This is a genomic window from Streptomyces sp. NPDC057617 (assembly GCF_042800555.1).
Lineage (GTDB): Bacteria > Actinomycetota > Actinomycetes > Streptomycetales > Streptomycetaceae > Streptomyces.
The window spans coordinates 81,034-99,163 of sequence record NZ_JBHVGV010000012.1 but is presented as its reverse complement, the minus strand read 5'-3'; the positions used below and the strand labels follow the sequence as shown (position 1 = coordinate 99,163).

The 18,130-nt window shown below is 72.6% G+C and carries 14 protein-coding genes; 7 read left to right on the top strand and 7 right to left on the bottom strand.

All coding sequences use genetic code 11. From position 1 onward, the window contains the following. Nucleotides 1-10: 10 nt before the first annotated feature. Nucleotides 11-1,498: a sensor histidine kinase gene (locus tag ACFU9P_RS27310; RefSeq protein WP_384085834.1), complete on the top strand. Its 1,488-nt coding sequence runs from the start codon at nucleotides 11-13 to the stop codon at nucleotides 1,496-1,498. Nucleotides 1,499-1,582: 84 nt separating this feature from the next. Further along, complete coding sequence (locus ACFU9P_RS27305; RefSeq protein ID WP_384085638.1) at nucleotides 1,583-2,395, top strand: hypothetical protein; 813 nt, start codon at nucleotides 1,583-1,585, stop codon at nucleotides 2,393-2,395. Here the strand turns inward: ACFU9P_RS27305 and ACFU9P_RS27300 are convergent. Further along, nucleotides 2,376-3,743, bottom strand: coding sequence for a sensor histidine kinase (locus ACFU9P_RS27300; protein ID WP_384085635.1), 1,368 nt, complete (start codon nucleotides 3,741-3,743; stop codon nucleotides 2,376-2,378). The two genes, ACFU9P_RS27305 and ACFU9P_RS27300, sit on opposite strands and share 20 nt — an antisense overlap. Further along, nucleotides 3,740-4,405, bottom strand: coding sequence for a response regulator transcription factor (locus tag ACFU9P_RS27295; protein WP_384085632.1), 666 nt, complete (start codon nucleotides 4,403-4,405; stop codon nucleotides 3,740-3,742). Before ACFU9P_RS27295 ends, ACFU9P_RS27300 begins: the two co-directional genes overlap by 4 nt. A gap of 173 nt (nucleotides 4,406-4,578) precedes the next feature. Between ACFU9P_RS27295 and ACFU9P_RS27290 the strand changes: the two genes are divergently transcribed. Next, complete coding sequence (locus ACFU9P_RS27290) at nucleotides 4,579-5,271, top strand: response regulator transcription factor (protein WP_384085629.1); 693 nt, start codon at nucleotides 4,579-4,581, stop codon at nucleotides 5,269-5,271. A gap of 16 nt (nucleotides 5,272-5,287) precedes the next feature. Continuing rightward, on the top strand, nucleotides 5,288-6,652 hold the full coding sequence (locus ACFU9P_RS27285) for a sensor histidine kinase (RefSeq protein WP_384085626.1): 1,365 nt from the start codon (nucleotides 5,288-5,290) through the stop codon (nucleotides 6,650-6,652). Between the two features lie 20 nt (nucleotides 6,653-6,672). Here ACFU9P_RS27285 and ACFU9P_RS27280 read toward each other — a convergent pair whose 3' ends face one another. The 4 genes from ACFU9P_RS27280 to ACFU9P_RS27265 are packed head-to-tail and all read right to left on the bottom strand — an operon-like array spanning nucleotide 6,673 to nucleotide 11,406. After that, nucleotides 6,673-9,315, bottom strand: coding sequence for an ABC transporter permease (locus ACFU9P_RS27280; protein WP_384085622.1), 2,643 nt, complete (start codon nucleotides 9,313-9,315; stop codon nucleotides 6,673-6,675). After that, a complete protein-coding gene (locus ACFU9P_RS27275; RefSeq protein ID WP_384085619.1) occupies nucleotides 9,312-10,136 on the bottom strand; it encodes an ABC transporter ATP-binding protein in 825 nt (274 codons plus the stop codon). Before ACFU9P_RS27275 ends, ACFU9P_RS27280 begins: the two co-directional genes overlap by 4 nt. Beyond that, on the bottom strand, nucleotides 10,136-10,807 hold the full coding sequence (locus tag ACFU9P_RS27270; protein ID WP_384085616.1) for an ABC transporter ATP-binding protein: 672 nt from the start codon (nucleotides 10,805-10,807) through the stop codon (nucleotides 10,136-10,138). Before ACFU9P_RS27270 ends, ACFU9P_RS27275 begins: the two co-directional genes overlap by 1 nt. After that, nucleotides 10,804-11,406: a hypothetical protein gene (locus ACFU9P_RS27265; RefSeq protein ID WP_384085613.1), complete on the bottom strand. Its 603-nt coding sequence runs from the start codon at nucleotides 11,404-11,406 to the stop codon at nucleotides 10,804-10,806. Before ACFU9P_RS27265 ends, ACFU9P_RS27270 begins: the two co-directional genes overlap by 4 nt. A 137-nt stretch (nucleotides 11,407-11,543) precedes the next feature. Here ACFU9P_RS27265 and ACFU9P_RS27260 point away from each other — a divergent pair, with 137 nt between their 5' ends. The 3 genes from ACFU9P_RS27260 (at nucleotide 11,544) to ACFU9P_RS27250 (ending at nucleotide 15,692) form a co-directional block, all read left to right on the top strand. Further along, entirely contained in the window at nucleotides 11,544-12,890 is a 1,347-nt protein-coding gene (locus tag ACFU9P_RS27260) for a 6-phospho-beta-glucosidase (protein ID WP_384085610.1), read from the top strand. Nucleotides 12,891-13,178: 288 nt separating this feature from the next. After that, on the top strand, nucleotides 13,179-14,510 hold the full coding sequence (locus tag ACFU9P_RS27255; RefSeq protein WP_384085607.1) for a DUF2252 domain-containing protein: 1,332 nt from the start codon (nucleotides 13,179-13,181) through the stop codon (nucleotides 14,508-14,510). A gap of 132 nt (nucleotides 14,511-14,642) precedes the next feature. Beyond that, on the top strand, nucleotides 14,643-15,692 hold the full coding sequence (locus ACFU9P_RS27250) for a zinc-binding alcohol dehydrogenase family protein (protein WP_384085604.1): 1,050 nt from the start codon (nucleotides 14,643-14,645) through the stop codon (nucleotides 15,690-15,692). Between the two features lie 31 nt (nucleotides 15,693-15,723). Here ACFU9P_RS27250 and ACFU9P_RS27245 read toward each other — a convergent pair whose 3' ends face one another. Then, nucleotides 15,724-18,129, bottom strand: coding sequence for a glycoside hydrolase family 65 protein (locus ACFU9P_RS27245; RefSeq protein WP_384085601.1), 2,406 nt, complete (start codon nucleotides 18,127-18,129; stop codon nucleotides 15,724-15,726). Nucleotide 18,130: the final 1 nt, after the last annotated feature.

Sequence of the window (18,130 nt, the reverse complement as noted above, 5' to 3'; positions counted from 1 at the left end):
GCCGGGCACCATGAGCCGCGCGGCACAGGCGGGCCGCGGGGTGGGAGCCCTGCTGAGGCGGCTGCCGCTGCCGCGCACCCTGAAGGCCCGGCTGACCATCGGGCTCCTGGTGCTGCTCGCCCTCGCCTGCCTCGCCGTCGGGCTGATCACCGTCATGGCGATCGAAGGGTTCCTGCTGAACAAGCTGGACCGCTCGCTGATCGCTGCCGACGGCCGGTTCGCGGCCAGCCTGGAGCAAGAGGCGCACCCGGACACGCAGTACGTCGCCGACACCCGGGGCCAGGCGGAGGGCACCTTCGGCGCCCGGCTGCTGTTCGGCGTCGTGACCCAGGCGTCCATCGTGCACCGCGAATCACATGTTCCCGTACCGATCACCCCCGCCGACCGGGCCGCGCTCGCCTCCGTGCCCCGCGACGGCAAGGGCCACACCATCCATCTCTCCGCCCTCGGCGACTACCGCGTGGTCTCCGAGGACGGCGACGAGGGCGACACACTCCTCACCGGGCTGCCGTACTCCCGGGTCATGGACACCGTGCACCAACTGGAAGCCGTGGAGACGGCCGTCTTCGCCGCCGCGCTCCTGATCACCGGGGTGCTGGGGGCGCTGCTGGTACGGCTCTCCCTGCGGCCCCTCAGCCGGGTCGCCGCGACCGCCACCGAGGTGACCAGGCTGCCCCTGGCCAGCGGCGAGGTCGCCATGCCGCCCCCGGTGCCGGACACCGACACCCGTACCGAGGTCGGCAGGGTCGGTGTCGCGCTCAACCGGATGCTCGGCCACGTCGGCGACGCCCTCTCCCGCCGCCATGCCATCGAGGAGCGGCTGCGCCACTTCGCCGCCGACGCCAGCCACGAACTGCGCACTCCCGTCGCCACCGTGCGCGCCCACGCGGAACTCGCCCTGCGCCACCCCGGACCGGTGCCCGACGACGTCCTGCACGCGCTGGAGCGCATCCACTACGAGAGCGAACGGATGAGCGGCCTGGTCGACGACCTCCTGCTGCTGGCCCGCCTCGACGCGGGCCGCCCGCTGGAGCGCGGCACCGTCGATCTCACCCGGCTCGTCCTCGACGCCGTCGGCGACGCGCGCGCCGCCTCGCCGGACCACCGCTGGCTGCTGGACCTGCCCGGGGAACCGGTGACCGTCCTGGGCGACGAGCACCGCCTCTACCAGGTCGTGGCCAACCTCCTGGGCAACGCGGGGACACACACCCCGCCGGGCACCACCGTGACCCTGGGCATCGCCGCCGTGGAAGGCTTCGCCGAACTCACCGTGACCGACACCGGCCCCGGCATCCCCGAGGAACTCCAGCCCGAGGTCTTCCAGCGGTTCAGCCGCGCCGACCAGGCGAGGCAGCGGACCGCCGGAGGCACCGGCCTCGGCCTGGCGATCGTCGCCGCGGTGGTCACCGCCCACGGCGGCACGGTGAAGGTGACCAGCCGCCCCGGACACACCGCCTTCGTGGTACGGCTGCCGCTCCCCGGGCCGGACGGCGGCTGACGCGTGGCGCGGCCGACGCGCGGCCCGGTGCCCGGCCCGGCCGGTCAGGAAACGTTCAGGTGAACCCTGCCAGCGTGCCGTGTCATGACAGCAGACACGCACCAGCCGGGTGTCCTCACAGGCCGCCGCGAGCTGATGAACAAGGTTCCCGAAGTCACCCTCTACTTCTGGGTCATCAAGGTCCTCTGCACCACGGTGGGGGAGACCGCGGCTGACCTGCTGAACGCCAACCTCGGCCTGGGGCTGACCAATACGTCGTACGTCATGGGCGCCCTGCTTCTGGCCGCCCTCTTCTTCCAGTTCCGGGCGCGCGCCTATGTGCCGGGTCTGTACTGGCTCGCCGTTGTGCTGATCAGCGTGGTCGGCACACTGGTCAGCGACAATCTCACCGACAACCTCGGCGTTCCGCTGGAGACCACGACCGCCGTCTTCGCGGTCGCCCTGGCCCTCACCTTCGCCGGCTGGTACGCGAGCGAGCGCACCCTCTCCATCCACTCCATCCGCACCGGCCGGCGCGAGGGCTTCTACTGGCTGGCGATCCTCTTCACCTTCGCCCTGGGCACCGCCGCGGGCGACCTCACCGCCGAGCGGCTGAACCTCGGATACTGGCTCTCCGCCGTGATCTTCGCCGCGCTGATCGCCGCTGTGGCCCTGGCCCACTACGCGCTCGACCTCAATGCCGTCTGGTCGTTCTGGATCGCGTATGTCCTTACCCGTCCGCTCGGCGCGTCGTTCGGTGACTATCTGTCCCAGGCGCGGGCGGACGGGGGACTCGGTCTGGGCACCGTGGGGACCAGCGTGCTGTTTCTGGCGGTGATCCTCGGCCTGGTGGTGTATCTGACCCGGACCAGGAGGGATGTCGTACCGTCGGAGCCGCTCAGCCTGCGGGCAGAGTGACGGTGAACCGTGCGCCCGTGCCGTCGGTGTCGAGTGTGATGTCGCCGTCGGCGGCTCGGGCGAGCCGGCGGGCGAGTGCCAGCCCGAGGCCCGCGCCGTCGTGGCCGTCGTCGGGTGTCGCGCGTCGGCCTGGTTCGAACAGCGAGTCTCTGAAGTCCTCTGGGATTCCGGGCCCGTCGTCGGCGACGGTCACCCGTATCGTGCCCGCCACCGCCGTGCACTCGATTACGACGGTGTGCGTGGCGTAGCGGCGGGCGTTGTCCAGCAGCGGGCTCAGGATGCGTTCGGCCAGTGCTGCGGAGACTCCGGCGGTGGCCGGGCCGCCATGGACCTCGATCATCGGCGTCTGTGGCGGCCCGTCCGTGCCGCGCAGGGCCAGTTCGTGCGCGAGGGCCGGGACGTTGCAGCTTCCCGGGGTCTGTCCGGTGCGTGTGCGGGCTTCGGAGAGCAGGGTTTCGCAGATCTGGCCCATTGTGGCGGCGGCGCTTGCGATGGCTTCGTGTGAGGCCCGCTGTTCGGCGGGGGTGCGTGGGCGCCGGGTGAGCCACTCGGTTTCCGCGGTGATCCGGGCGAGCGGGGTGCGCAGCTCGTGTGAGATGTCGGCCGCTTGCTGCTGTTCATGGCGCAGTACGGTGGCGAGCCGGTCGAGCAGTTCGTCGAGATTGGCGGCCAGGGAGACGAGTTCGGCGGGACGGTCGTCCTTCCCGAACCGTTCCGCCACGCCTGCTTTGCTCCATTCGGCGGCCTGCGTGCTCATGTCGCCCACCGGCCGCAGGGCCCGCCGTACGACCAGCCTGGTCAGCAGGTAGACACCGCCGAGCAGTACCAGCGACAGGGCGATGGAGCCGGCCAGCGCGGTGTCCGCAGTGCTGAGGTAGGGGTCGAGGCTGACGGAGGTGATGACGGTGCCCGCCTGTCCGCGGTCCGCGGGTCCGGCGACGGGCAGCGCGTAGAGCCGGGTCGCCGTGGGGGAGTCGGTCTCCGCGAACCGGGTGCCGTGCCCGGCCAGTGCGTCCGCCTGCCGTTGGAGGGCGGAGGGGACGTTCGGTGGCAGTTCGATCGCGCGGCCGCGCTCGTAGATCCACACTCCCGTGTCCAGGGCCTGGTCCTCGGCGGGCTCCCGGACGGTCAGGCGGCCGTCCGGGCGGGTGTCGATGGTGGCGGCCACGGCCTCGGCGCGGGTGCGCAGCACGTCGTCGGCCTGTGCGTGCAGTCTTGTGTCGAGGGCGAGGTTGAACACCGTGGTCAGCAGGGCGATCCACAGGAAGCTGGTGGCCAGGGCGATCAGCGCGAGCCGGCCGCGCAGCGTACGGGGAGCGAGGCGGCGGGGGTACGGGCGCGCGGTCATGCGAAGCGGTATCCGATGCCGCGGAGTGTGGCGATGCTGTGCGGTGCGTCGGCCTCGCGGAGCTTGCGCCGCAGCCGGAGCAGGTACTGGTCGAGGGTGTTGTCGGTGACCTGGGCGCCTTCCGGCCAGCCCGCCCGCAGCAGGGTGCGCCGTCGTACGGCGGTTCCGGGGGCGGCCATCAGGCAGGCCAGCAGCCGGAACTCGGTGGGTGTGAGTGCCACCGCCGTCCCGCGCACCTCCAGTTCATGGCGTACCGGATCCAGCCGTACGGTGCTGGTGCCGATCGCCGGGTCACGGCCGGAGCGGCGCAGTGCGGCCCGGATCCGGGCTGCGAGTTCGGTGAGGTGGAAGGGCTTGGCCAGATAGTCGTCGCCGCCGGAGGAGAAGCCGGAGAGACGGTCGGTCAGTGTGTCGTGGGCGGTGAGAAACACCACCGGCGCGGTCACTCCCGCCGCCCGCATCGCCTGGCACACGTCCCGGCCGTCGGAGTCGGGCAGCCCGACATCGAGTACGACCGCGTCCACCGAGTGGTCGGCGGCGCGCAGGGCGGTGGCGCCGTCGGCGGCCGTGACCACGAGGAAGTCCTCGTCGCGCAGGCCGCGGGCGAGCACGTCGCGCAGTCCGTGGTCGTCCTCGACGATCAGCACGCGGGGAGCCGTCATCCCGCCAGTATGACCACGCACGCAGGTCCGCCGTCCACCGTCCCGGTCCGCGACGCGCGCGTTCAGGTTGTGTTCAGGTACGGCCCGGCATCCTCGGGACGTGACCGCAATCCAGGGCGCGGACGGCCGCGTGTACAGGCGCGTCAGTCCACCGCGCCAGGCGGGGTGAGGCGATGGCACACATCACGGTCGTCGAGGACGACCCGACCATCGGCGGCGGACTCAGCGCGACACTGCGCGTCCTGGGCCACGACACCCGGTGGTGTCCCGACGGCGCCACCGCGCTGGCACACACCCGGTCCGCCCCGGCCGATCTGCTCCTCGTCGATCTGGGACTGCCCGACATCGACGGGTTCGAACTGTGCCGGCTCCTGCGGGAGCGGGCACCGGACGCCGTCATCGTCGTACTGACCGCCAGGACCGGCGAGATGGATGTCGTCCAGGCCCTGGAATGCGGCGCCGACGACTATCTGACCAAGCCCGTCCGGATCGCGGAGCTCCAGGCCCGAGTCACCGCCCATCTGCGCCGCGGTGTCCCCCACGCCCCCGCGGGGGCGGCACGGACCGGGCTCGGTGATCTCGTGATCGACCGGCCGGCACGGCGCTGCCTCACCCCCGGCGGCGAGATCGCGCTGCGCCCCCGCGAGTTCGATCTGCTGGTACGGCTGGCCGCGCACCCCGGGCAGGCCGTCAGCCGCGAGGACCTGATGAACGACGTCTGGGACGAGAACTGGTTCGGCTCCACCAAGACCCTCGATGTGCATGTGGCCGCCCTGCGCCGCAAACTCGGCGCCCATCTGCGGATCACGACACTGCGCCAGTTCGGCTACCGCCTCGAAGCGCCGGCGGCCCCGGCGGTTCCCTGAACGGGAGGGCCGGACCGTGCGCCGCCGCATCCTGCGGTCGACCGTCCTGGCCGTCGTCTGCGCGGTGCTGCTCTTCGCACTGCCGCTCGCATACGCGTCGCTGCGACTGTACGAACAGGACGAGGAGCGCGAACTGCGGCAGCTCGGCGAGCGGGTCGCGGTCGGCCTGCCCGTACCGCTCGGTCACCCCGGCGATCCGGTGGAGCTGCCCCGTACCGAAGCGGGCACCCGTATCGCCGTGTACAGGCCCGACGGCCGGCGTGTGCTCGGCAGCGGTCCCGGGACCGGAGACGGGCCGGTACGGACCGCGGTGACGGGGAGAGCCGCCACCGCCCGTACCGGTGACCGGCTGGTCGCGGCTGTTCCGGTCGGTGGCTCCGAACACGTGCGCGCGGTGGTACGGGTCGCCTCCCCCGCCGCTGATCCGCTCCGGCGAGCCGCCCTCACCTGGGCCGGGATGACGGTCCCCGCAGCCCTCGCCGTGGGCGTCGGCGCACTGCTGGCCGTCCGGTCCAGCCGCCGGCTGGCCCGCCCGCTGGAGGCGCTGGCCGCCGCGGCACACGACATGGAGCGGGAGGAACTCCCGGCCGTCGCGGCCGGAGCGACGCCCTCCGCGGCCACTCCGGCGGGACGGAGCCCGTCAGGACCTCTCCCGTCCGGGCTGCCGGAGGCCGACGCGGTCGCCGAGGCACTCGCCCGCGCCGCCGAGCGGATCGGCGGTCTGCTGCGGCGCGAGCGGGCCTTCAGCGCGGACGCGTCGCACCAGCTGCGCACCGCACTCACCGGCGTACGCCTGGAACTGGAGACCTCGCTGGCACCCGGAGCGCGCACCGACCCGTACACCGCGCTGCGTGCGGCCCTCCAGCAGGTCGAACGGATGGAGACCACCCTGACCGATCTGCTGGCCCTGGCCCGTGACGTGCCCGAGCGGGCACCGCTCGATCCGGCGCCGCTCCTCGACGGGATCGAACAGCACTGGCACGGCGAGCTAGCGGCGGACGGCCGACGGCTGCGGGTGGTGATCGAAGAGGACCTGCCGGACGCGGTCGGCTCACCGCGAGCCGCCCGGCAGGTCCTCGATGTGCTGATCGCCAATGCCCGGACGCACGGCAGGGGAACGGTGACCGTCCGCGTCCGGGACAGCGCGGGGGTCCTGGCCGTGGACGTCGAGGACGAAGGCGGGGGAATCCCCGACGGTACGGACCCGTTCTCGCGGCGGAGCCACGCGACGGAGGACGGCCATGGCATCGGCCTCGCGCTGGCCCGCTCGCTGGCCGAGGCGGAGGGCGGCAGACTCTTCGTCTCCCGCCCCCGCCCGCACCCCAGGTTCACCTGGCTCGTCGCCCGGCCGGCGAACCCCGGGCCGCCGTCACCTTCGTAACGCTCGCACGCCCCGCGCCGTCACAGCTCCCGCAGCTCGGTGAGCGGCGGTCTGCGCGCGTGCCGTACGGCGGCCCATGCCGCCACCGCCAGCGCGGCCACCGTGACCCCCGCCATCGCGGTGAGATAGGCCCACGGAACGGCGACCTGCGACGGCGGCGGATCGAACACCCCTGACAGGACCTTCACCAGCATCCGCGACAGGGCCCAGCCGAGCACCGCGCCAGCGGCGAGCCCCGACACGGCCACGAGCGCCGCCTCGCTCCACACGAATCCCGACAACTGCCGGCCGCGCGCGCCCAGTACCGACGCCAGGGCCAGCGTGCGCCGCCGCTCGGCCAGGCCGAGCGCCAGCACCAGGCCGCCCGCCGCTGCGGCGATCACCAGCGCGAACCCCAGCTCGACCCGTGTGAGTCCGGCGAGATCGACGGCGGTGAGACTGGAGCCGATCGCCTTCCGCGACGACGGCAGATCCGTGATGTGCGCGTTCGGCCCGAGCAGCGACCGGGCCCGCGCCGCGACCGCCCGCTGATCCGTTCCTCCCGTGTCGACCAGCAGCGTACTGGCGGCTCCGCTGCCCGTCGTACGGGCGATGTACGAGGCGTTGGCCACCAGGAAGCTGTCCTTGGGCGCCGTCGGGAACTCCTTCACCACTCCCGCGAAGCGGAAGGGAACCGTACGCAGCCGGCCGGTCGAGGCGTCCGTCAGCCGGAGCCGCACCTGATCGCCCGGACGGAGCTGGAAGTCGTGCGCGGTCTCCGCGCTCACCAGCAGCCCGTCGGGACGCCCGGCCAGACGGTCCATCAGGGCGCCCGCCGTACCGCCGGAGAAATAGGCGTCCTGCAACCGCCCAGCCGACACGATGCTGGCGGGCCGTACGCCGTACAGGTCCTGGAGATCGGCGCCGACATACGCGAACCGGTGCTGGAGCGGCTCGACATGACGTACGCCCGGCACCCTGGCCAGCTTCGCGGCGTCCGCGGAGCCGGTGCCCGTGGCCGTCGACGTGGTGACCGTGACATCGGCGCCATTGGTCAGTACGGCGTCGACCTCGGCCTGTTGCCGGTACGTGGAGTTGAACACGGCGGTGGACGCGGCGAACGCGCAGGCCAGCGAGAGCAGGACCACGGAGCGCACCACCGTCCCCCGCTGCCGGGACATACTGGCCGCGACCGTACCGGAGAGGGCGCCGGCCGCCGGGTGGAACAGCCGTCGCAGTACGGGCCGGCCACGGCGCAGCAGGCCGTCGGTCAGCAGCCAGGCCAGCACCGCGCCGGCCGCCCACAGCAGGGCGGGGCCCGCGAAGGCCCAATAGTCGACGGACAGGCTCGCGGTGCCCTCCGGGGCCAGGACCAGCGCGTAGTTCGTCGTACTCGTGGCACGGAAGACCGCCAGCGAGCCGGCCAGCAGGACGGCGGCCAGCGCCCACCACGCGGGGCGCGGCACCGGGCGCCGCCCGACCACCGTACGGCCGGAGACGACGGTCGCCCGCCGCGCGTCGAACCGCGCGGGCACCAGGACCGTCGCGCCCGCCACCGCGATGCCCACCGCGGACGCGGTCAGCGCCCACGACAGCGGGATCCCCGCCGTGTGGAACACCGTCCGGCCCACCAGCGCGGCGAGCGCCAGCCCGCCCGCCGTGCCGGCCGCGCCGACGACCGCGGCTTCCACCGCCGCCAGGCCCATGAGCTGCCGCAGGGTGGCTCCGCGGGCCCGCAGCAGCGCCTGTTCCCTGCGCCGGCGGCCCGCTCCGGCCTGGGCGACCGCCCAGGTCAGGGCCGCGGCCAGTACGGAACCGGGCACGCCGAGGAAGAGGAACAGCAACTGCGCGTAGAGCGCGTCCGAGCGTGCGGCATCCAGAACGGCGCCCAGATTGTCGCCGACCAGACCGGTACCGGCGAGCCGTACCTCCGCGTTGTGCGCGCTGCCGGTGGCCTCGGTGTACGCGGCGGCCGGGTCGGCGGGCAGGTCATGGGCGCGCAGCGTGTGGATCTGTGTGCGTACGAGATCGGGCCGGGCACCGGCGAGCGGATCAAACACGGTGTGCCAGGTCCGCTCGGGAAGCAGGACGATATTGTCCGGCGGCGCCGAGGGCTGGGACTGCGGCGGCGCCCCGACCTTCTGGAACAGCGAGTCGGCGAGGGGCAGTTCCACCACCCCGTCCACCCGGAGCGGCACCGAGGTCAGCCCGGCCCGCTTGACGGTGATCGTGTCGCCGGGAGCCGCGTGCAGATTGGCGGCGGTCTGCTGGGCGAGCAGCACTCCCTGGCCGCTTCCCGCCAGTACCCGGATCTCGCCCGGGAAGACGGTGGCGTAGTCGGCGGGCAGACCCAGCACGGATCCGGGGCCGGTGCTCTGGAGCGTGCCGCCCGTCCGCGCGTCCAGCCCTTCGGTCTGCCCGTAGCCGACCGGCAGGGCCTTCTTCGTACCGGCCAGAGCGCGCACGGCGGACAGCACGCCGGTCGGATCGGCCCCGTCGGCGACCTGCACCTGCCAGTCCACGGACACCGTACGGACCGACTGGGACGTCATGGTGGCCCGGGTCGTGGAGAGGAAGCCACCGAGCACGGACAGCAGGGCCACGGCCACCATCACCCCCGAGGCCGTGGCGAGAAGACGGCCGCCGCGCACCCGCAGCAGCCCGGAAAGCCACATCCTGATCATCGCGCCTCACGCTCCTGACGTCCCCGGTGTCTCCGGGACGCCTGAGATTCCTGAGGCACCTGCGGTTCGCGAGGCGCCCGAGGTCCGCTGTCCTGGAGTTCACGGTCCTGGAGTTCGCGGTCCGTACCGTCCGGCAGCACGAGACGGCCGTCGGTCATGTGCCACCGCGCGGGCAGCGCGTCAGCCACCCGGGTGTCGTGCGTGGTGACCACAACGGCCGCGCCGAGCCTCTCAGCGGCTCCGAGGAGCACCGCCATCACCTGCTCGGCACTGCCGCGGTCGAGCTGTCCGGTCGGCTCGTCCGCCAGGATCAGCCGTGGCCGCCGCGCCAGCACCCGGGCCACCGCGACACGCTGGGCCTGGCCGGCCGAGAGTTCGTCGGGCAGCTTCGCCGCCAGCGCCGCCAGGCCCAGACTCTCCAGCGCCGCCAGGGCCTGTTCACCGGCGTCGGTCTCTTCCACGCCGTCGATGCGCAGCGGCAGGGCGACGTTTTCGGCCGCCGTGAGCGGCGGCAGCAGACTCGGACCCTGGAAGACGAAACCGATGTGCCGGGCGAGCGGCCCTTCGGGCAGTCCGGGGTGGGTGATCTCTCCCGCCGTGGGCCGGTCCAGGCCCGCCATCAGATGCAGCAACGTCGACTTGCCCGAGCCCGAGGGGCCCACCACCGCGATTCCGGCGCCCGCGGCGACCGTACAGCTCGCGCCGTGCACGGCGACCACCGCACCGGTGCCCGAGCCATAGGTGCGCGCCGCGTCCGTACAGACGACCAGCGGTTCCCCGGCCGTCACACCGACCGCCCCCGTCATACCGACCGTGCCCATCACACCCACCGTCCGTCCCGCATCCGCAGGACCCGGTCGGCCGCGGAGGCCACCGCCTGGGAGTGGGTGACCACCACCATGGAGGTCCCCGCCGCGGCCCGTTCGCGCAGCAGCGCGAGAATCCGCCGCTCGGTCTCCGCGTCCACCTCGCCGGTGGGTTCGTCCGCGAGGACGACGGCCGGATCGTTGGCCAGGGCCACGGCCAGACCGGCCCGTGCGGCCTCACCGCCGGACAGTTGCCGGGGCAGCGCGTCCGCGCGCCCGGCGATACCCGTCCGGTCCAGCAGATCCCGCACCTGCTGCCTGGCGTGGTCCGGGGTGCGTGAGAGCCGCTGTGCCAGCCGCACATTGCCGGCGACCGTGAGGTGCTCCAGCAGATTGCCGGACTGGAACAGCACACCGATATGGCGCGCCCGGAGCCGGCTGCGCAGATGTTCCGGCTGGTGGGACAGGGGCAGACCGGTGATACGCACCATGCCGCCGTCGGGTTCGTCCAGACCGGCCAGACAGCTCAGAAGCGTTGTCTTGCCGGATCCCGAAGGTCCCATGACCGCGACGATCTCCCCTTTCCCCACATCGAGTCCGACACCTTGCAGGGCGAAGGTCTCCTCCTCGCCCGCCCGGAAGAACCGGTACAGGGAGTGCGCGCTGAGTGGAGCGGCCGAGGTCATCGTGACCACCGGAAGGAGTCCGTGACGGTACGCCACGGGTCGACGTTGTCCGCGCCGACCGCACCGGAGAGGGTCAGCACCACTTGGCTGCCGCTCTGCCAGAACGCGTACCGCTCCACGTCCTGCCGCACACTCTTGCCGGTCACCGCGTCGGCGGCCGAGTCCGCCCGGTACGTGGCGAGTACGGAGCTGCCGCCCTGGCGGCTCACGGTGCTCACCTTGCCCACCGTCACATTCGTCCCCGACCGTTCGACCGCCGGCAGGTCATCCGCACGGACCGAGTCGACGGTCGGGGCCTGCGCGGCCGGCGACTGCTCGATCCGGACGCTGTTGAACTTGTCGCTGAAGACGGTGGCCGCGCCGGAAGCCTGACGTGCCCAGCCCTCGGGCACCTTGACGGTGTAGCCGCCCCCGGCCGGTGACCAGTCCACGAACACCTGGTTGTCGGGGATGTCGCCCGCGGGATTCGACTCCGGCGCGGGCGCGGAAGCGGGGGATGACGGTGCATCGGATCCGGAGCCGGATCCGGTGGAGGAACACGCCACTGCTCCGGTCAGGATCACCAGACCGGTCAGCACGGCGGACAGGGTACGACGCATCGTGACACCTCTGCGCAGGGGACGAGCCGGCCGGACGACCGCCTCGGAACCGACGCTAGGAACCGGACGGACAGCGCCCGCACCACAACAGGTGAGCGCGCGGTTAACGTCCCGGTCCGACCAGTAGTGTTCACGGTGTGAAGCTGACTATTCTCGGTGGCGGCGGATTCCGGGTGCCGCTTGTGTACGGAGCGCTCCTCACCGACCGTGGAGAGGGCCGCGTCACCCGGGTCACCCTCCACGACCTCGATCCCGCCCGGCTCTCGGCCGTCGCCCGGGTCCTGGCCGAACAGGCCGCGGGCATCCCCGGCGCCCCCGAGGTCACGGCCACCACCGATCTCGACGAGGCGCTGCGCGGCGCCGACTTCGTCTTCTCGGCGATCCGCGTCGGCGGGCTCGAAGGGCGCGCGGCCGACGAGCGGGTCGCCCTGGAGCTGGGCGTGCTGGGCCAGGAGACGGTCGGCGCGGGCGGCATCGCGTACGGACTGCGGACCGTGCCCGTCGCCGTGGACATCGCGCGGCGTGTGGCCCGGCTCGCCCCCGACGCCTGGGTCATCAACTTCACCAATCCGGCCGGTCTGGTCACCGAGGCCATGTCCCGTCACCTCGGCGACCGCGTCATCGGCATCTGCGACTCGCCCGTGGGCCTGGCCCGCCGTGTCGCCCGGATCCTCGGAGCCGACCCGGACCGGGCGTCGGCGGACTATGTCGGCCTCAACCACCTCGGCTGGCTCCGCGGTCTGCGGGTCGACGGACGCGACGAACTCCCGCGTCTGCTCGCGGACACCGAGGCCCTGGGCTCCTTCGAGGAGGGCAGGCTCTTCGGCCCCGAGTGGCTCAGGTCCCTCGGCGCGATCCCCAACGAGTATCTGCACTACTACTACTTCAACCGCGAGACGGTACGCGCCTACCAGGAGGCCGAGCAGACCCGCGGCGCGTTCCTCCGCGACCAACAGGCCCGCTTCTACGAGGAGATGGCCCACCCCGACGTGCCGGCCCTCCCCGTCTGGGACCGTACCCGCGCCGAACGGGAAGCGACCTACATGGCGGAGAACCGCGACGCGGCGGGCGTCGGCGAGCGGGACGCCGACGACCTGGAGTCCGGCGGCTACGAGAAGGTCGCCCTCGCCCTGATGCGTGCCATCGCCCGCGACGAACGCACCACGCTGATCCTCAATGTCCGCAACCGCACCACCCTGCGGGTGCTCGACGAGGAAGCGGTCATCGAGGTGCCCTGCCTGGTGGACGCCAACGGCGCACACCCGGTCTCCGTCGCGCCGCTGCCCGGCCATGCCACCGGACTGGTGTGCGCCGTCAAGGCCGTCGAACGCGAGGTCCTGGCCGCCGCCGAGAACGGCTCCCGCGCCACCGCCGCGAAGGCGTTCGCCCTGCACCCGCTGGTCGACTCGGTGACCGTGGCACACCGCCTGGTCGAGGGCTATACGGGCGTCCACCCCGGCCTCGCGTATCTGAAACGGCCATAGAGCGGTCGTAGAGCGGTCATAAGCGCCCGCACGGGCACGAAGCGGAGATGCGGGCGGTACCGGCCCGCGGGGAGAATGGGAGAGCGGCGGATCCGGGGGAGTCCGGCGAGCGCATGGGAGGAGTACGCCATGAACAGCGCCAGCGAAACCCCAGGCCACGCACCACATCTTCCGACCGGGGAACACCGGGACCACCAAATCCACGTCGAACATGGGGCCCACGGGGCGCACCGGGAACACCTCTCGCCCCGCGAGCGCGCCGACCGCGGCAGGGCCGCCCGTAAACAGGTGCCCCGCTCCGGACACTCCGGATTCACCCCGGACCTGGGCCGCCCCGACCCCCTCAAGGTCATCGAGGAGCAGTCCGCCACCCGCGTCCCGGAACTCGTCCCCATCCGCTACGGGCGGATGGCGGAGTCACCGTTCCGCTTCTACCGGGGCGCCGCCGCGATCATGGCCGACGACCTGGCCACCACCCCCTCCTCCGGCCTCACCGCACAGCTCTGCGGCGACGCGCACCTGCTGAACTTCCGGCTGCTCGCCTCCCCCGAGCGGCGTCTCGTCTTCGACATCAACGACTTCGACGAGACGCTCCCGGGCCCCTGGGAGTGGGACGTCAAGCGGCTCGCCACCAGCCTGGTGATCGCCGGGCGGGAGAACGGCTTCGCGGAGCGGGACCGCGCGGGCATCGTCCGCGCCGCCGTACAGTCGTACCGCACGCATATGCGGAACTACGCCGGCATGGGCAACCTCGACGTCTGGTACGACCGCGGCGATGTCGAGGAACTGCGGGCGATGACGGGCACCCAGCTCGGCAAACGGGGCCGCGGCCAGTTCACCAGGGCCATGACCAAGGCCCGCGGCAGGGACAACATCAAGGCCTTCGGGAAGCTGACCTGCGTGGTCGGCGGCGAGCGCAGGTTCGCCCCCGATCCGCCGCTGATCGTACGGCTCGACGACATGCTTCCGGGCACCGGACGGGACATCATCGGCCACGAGCTGCGCGACCTCGTCAACCGCTACGGACGGAGCCTGTCCTTGGACCGCAGACATCTCCTGCACGAGTACCGGGTGGCCGACATCGCCCGCAAGGTCGTCGGCGTGGGCAGCGTCGGTACGCGCTGCTGGATCCTGCTGCTCCTCGGCAAGGACGACGAGGACCCGCTGATCCTCCAGGCCAAGGAGGCCGACCGGTCGGTGCTCGCCGACCATGTCGCCCCGAGCGCGTACGACAACCAGGGACACCGCGTGGTCGCGGGACAGCGCCTGATGCAGGCCGTCGGCGACATCTTCCTCGGCTGGGACCGGGTGTCCGGGCTCGACAACCGGCGCAGGGACTTCTATGTGCGCCAGTTGCACGACTGGAAGGGCATCGCCGAGCCGCAGAACATGGTGCCCCGGGGGATGCGGGTGTTCGGCGGACTCTGCGGCGCCACCCTCGCCCGCGCCCATGCCCGCTCCGGCGACCGGATCGCCATCGCCGCCTACCTCGGCTCCGGTGACGCCTTCGACCGCGCGCTCGCCGCATTCGCGGAGAGCTACGCCGACCTGAACGAGGCCGACCACCGCGCGCTGACGGACGCGGTGAAGTCCGGCCGGCTGCCCGCGGAGGCCGCGTGAGCGCCGGGGCCCTGAAGCCGTGTGACCGCCGGGGTCGCGTGAGCGCGGTGACCGCCTCGGCCGCTTGAGCGTGCGCCCCGGCAGCGGCGGTGACCGTTTGCCTCGTACACGTACCCGCCGCACGCTGGACATATGGCTTCTCCCGCTTCCACCGCCCGCACCGCGCCCGTCCCGGACACCCTCGGTGCCTGGGCCGTCGAGACGCCAGGACCCATCGCCACAGGCCCGCTGGTCCACCTCCGCCGCAGAACGCCGGTCCCCGGCCCGGGCGACCTGCTCGTACGGATCGAGGCCTGCGGTGTCTGCCGTACGGACCTGCATCTCGCCGAGGGAGACCTGCCCCCGCACCACCCCTCCACCGTCCCCGGCCACGAGATCGTCGGCCGGGTGATCGCCGTCGGCGACGCGGTCACCTCGTACCGCACCGGCGACCGGGTCGGCGGGGCCTGGCTGCGCGGCACCTGCGGGACCTGCGACTACTGCCGTACGGGCCGCGAGAACCTCTGCCCCTGGTCCGTCTACACCGGATGGGACACCGACGGCGGCTTCGCCGATCTGACCCTGATCCCCGAGGCCTTCGCCTACCGGCTGCCGGAGTCCCAGGACCCCGTCCTGCTCGCGCCCCTCCTCTGCGCCGGGATCATCGGCTACCGGTCGCTCCGCCGCAGCGCGCTGCCCGAGGGCGGCCGTCTCGGACTGTACGGATTCGGCGCCTCCGCCCATCTCGCCGCCCAGGTGGCCATCGCCGAGGGCGCCACCGTCCATGTGCTGACCCGGTCGCCGCGGGCCCGTGAACTCGCCCTGGAACTGGGTGCCGCCTCGGCCGGCGGCGCCTACGACCGGCCTCCCGAGCCGCTGGACTCCGCGATCCTGTTCGCCCCGGTCGGCGATCTCGTACCGGTCGCGATGGAGGCCCTGGACCGCTCCGGCACCCTCGCCATCGCCGGGATCCATCTCACCGGCATTCCCGAGCTGAACTACGAGCGCCATCTCTTCCAGGAGCGGAATCTGCGCAGCGTCACGTCCAACACCCGCCAGGACGGCCGTGACTTCCTGGCGCTGGCCGACCGCATCGGCATCCGGGTCACCACCACCCCGTACCCGCTGAGCCGCGCCGACCGGGCACTCGCGGACCTGGCGGCCGACCGCGTCCAGGGCGCGGCCGTCCTCGTACCCGGCTGACGTACGGGACACGGGACGGACCGCCCGCGTCTCATCCGCCGGGCAGGTCCAGCCAGCGGGCCGTGCCCGGCGCGATCGTCGACACCCGGCCGCCCAGCACCACCCGTACCGGCTCCCCGTCCGGCGCCGGCACCCCGACCCGCAGCCGCTCCGCCCGGATCCGCAGGTCCACGTCCCAGTGGTTCCGGTAGCGGATGCCCACCCGGAACTTCGAGAGCTGCGGCAGCGGCGCCGGATCCAGCCACAGCGCGTTCTCCCGGGTCTCCAGACCGGTCAGACCGCGCTGGACGAAATCCAGGGTCCCCGCCATCGCGCCCAGATGGATGCCCTCCGCCGTGGTGCCGCCCTGTACGTCCGCCACATCCCCGGTCAGCGCCTCCCTGGCGTACGTCCATGCCTCGTCCCGGTGGATCCGGGCCAGCACCCACGCGTGCACCAGCGCGCTCAGCGTGGAGCCATGGCTCGTACGGCGCTCGTAGTACTCGACGGTGGTACGCCAGGAGTCGTCGTCGAGGCGGTGGCCGAGCCGCCGGAAGAGACCGGACAGCTCCCCGGGCGAGAACAGATAGCCCAGCATCAGCACATCGGCCTGCTTGGACACCCGGTAGCGGTTGACCGTGTCGCCCTCGGCCTCCAGGATCCGGTCCAGCCGCCGGATGTCGCCGTACCGCCTCCGGTACGCTGCCCAGTCCAGCTCGGCCAGCTCCCCGTACCCCGCGAACTGGCTGATGACACCGTGGTGGAACGGCACATGGAGTCTGCGCGAGACGTCCTCCCAGCGGTCCGTCTCGTGCCGGTCGAGCTGGAGCCGCTCGAAGAGCCGGCGGCGGCGCGAGGCGGGCAGCGCCCGGCACAGCTCGCGGGCCCGCGCCAACACCCAGGCCGCCGTGACATTCGTATAGGCGTTGTCGTCCAGACCCGGCGCGGTCGCCCCCGGATAGGCGTCGTGGTACTCGTCGGGACCCATGACACCGCGGATCCGGTACCGCTCCAGCGCCGGGTCCCACTCCGCGCCCGCCGCCCAGAACCGGGCGATCTGGAGCAGTGTCTCCGCGCCTTTCGTGTGCAGGAACTCCAGGTCGCCGCTGGCCTGGCAGTACTGCCACACGTTGTACGCCACCGCCGAGCCGACATGGTGCTGCAACCGCGAATGGTCCGCCACCCAGCGGCCTGAGCGCGGGTTGAGATGCAGCTCCTGCGTCTCCTCGCGCCCGTCGCTGCCGCTCTGCCACGGGAACATCGCCCCCACCCGGCCCACGTCCCGCGCCGCGCGGCAGGCCGCGGGGAGCCGCCGGTACCGGTAGCCCAGCAGCGCCCGGGAGACCTCCGGGAAGTGCAGATTCAGATACGGCAGGACGAACAGCTCGTCCCAGAAGACATGCCCGCGGTACGCCTCGCCGTGCAGCCCCCGTGCGGGCACCCCCACATCGAGGTCGGCCGTGTGCGGGGAGAGCGTCTGGAGGACATGGAAGAGATGCAGCCGCAGGATCCGGCCCGCCTCCCCCGGTACGTCCAGCGTCGATCTGCGCCAGATGTCCTCCCATGCACGCTGGTGCGAGGCGAGCAGCCGCGAGAATCCGGGCGCCCGCCGCGCCCCCTCGACGGCGGCGGTCAGCGGATCGCTGATCGCCGGGTCGCGCGAGGTGTAGAGCGCGACCGTCTTGTCGACCGTCACCGTCTCGCCCGGCGCCACCGGAACCGTCAGCCTCTGGAAGGCCCGCCGGGCCGTCAGCCGGGTACGCGCCGGGCCGGCCGCGACGCTCCCGCGCGAGGCCCGGGTGCGCGCGGCGAGCGCCACCCGGATGTCGGAGTTGACGGTCCGGCAGCGCAGCCAGAGCGTGTCACCGTGCTCGGAACCGGTGTGCCAGCGGGTGAGATGACGGTTCGAGAGATCGCCGTAACGCTCCACCCCGGCGTTGCGCACATCGCCGTCGAGCCCCGACTCCACCTCCACGCTCCCCGCCCACCCGCCGGCGGTGAACGCGGTGCGCTGCGCGGCGAGATGCGGCTCTCCCATGTGCACCAGCCGGCACTGCTCCACCGTCAGGCGCCGCCCGGCACCGTCCTCGTACACCGAAGCGCGGACGAGGGTGCCCTGCCGCAGATCCAGGATCTGCCGGTGCGCGGCCAGCCCGGCGCCGTGGGGCGACAGCCACGGCCCCGGCTCCGCGCCCTCGGGGCGCATGCGGTACCGCAGCGGCAGCCAGTCGGGCAGATTGACCAGGTCCTCGTTCTCGATCCGGCGCCCCGCCACCGTGGACACCAGCCGGTTGTAACAGCCCGCCACATAGGTGCCGGGGTAGTGCGCGGGACCCGCGGAGGTCTCCGAGGCCGCGCCCCGGGTGGCGAAATAGCCGTTGCCGAGAGTGCACAGAGCCTCGCGCAGCCGCTCCGACTCCGGGTCGTAACCCTCGTACGTCCAGGTCCAGGCGCGCACG

Excerpts from the sequence above, each read along its gene's own strand:
- ACFU9P_RS27250 (WP_384085604.1), top strand. The coding sequence starts at position 14,643 with ATGGCTTCTCCCGCTTCCACCGCCCGCACCGCGCCCGTCCCGGACACC.
- ACFU9P_RS27290 (WP_384085629.1), top strand. The coding sequence starts at position 4,579 with ATGGCACACATCACGGTCGTCGAGGACGACCCGACCATCGGCGGCGGA.
- ACFU9P_RS27280 (WP_384085622.1), bottom strand. The coding sequence starts at position 9,315 with ATGATCAGGATGTGGCTTTCCGGGCTGCTGCGGGTGCGCGGCGGCCGT.
- ACFU9P_RS27295 (WP_384085632.1), bottom strand. The coding sequence starts at position 4,405 with ATGACGGCTCCCCGCGTGCTGATCGTCGAGGACGACCACGGACTGCGC.
- ACFU9P_RS27300 (WP_384085635.1), bottom strand. The coding sequence starts at position 3,743 with ATGACCGCGCGCCCGTACCCCCGCCGCCTCGCTCCCCGTACGCTGCGC.
- ACFU9P_RS27265 (WP_384085613.1), bottom strand. The coding sequence starts at position 11,406 with ATGCGTCGTACCCTGTCCGCCGTGCTGACCGGTCTGGTGATCCTGACC.
- ACFU9P_RS27310 (WP_384085834.1), top strand. The coding sequence starts at position 11 with ATGAGCCGCGCGGCACAGGCGGGCCGCGGGGTGGGAGCCCTGCTGAGG.
- ACFU9P_RS27305 (WP_384085638.1), top strand. The coding sequence starts at position 1,583 with ATGACAGCAGACACGCACCAGCCGGGTGTCCTCACAGGCCGCCGCGAG.
- ACFU9P_RS27270 (WP_384085616.1), bottom strand. The coding sequence starts at position 10,807 with ATGACCTCGGCCGCTCCACTCAGCGCGCACTCCCTGTACCGGTTCTTC.
- ACFU9P_RS27275 (WP_384085619.1), bottom strand. The coding sequence starts at position 10,136 with ATGGGCACGGTCGGTATGACGGGGGCGGTCGGTGTGACGGCCGGGGAA.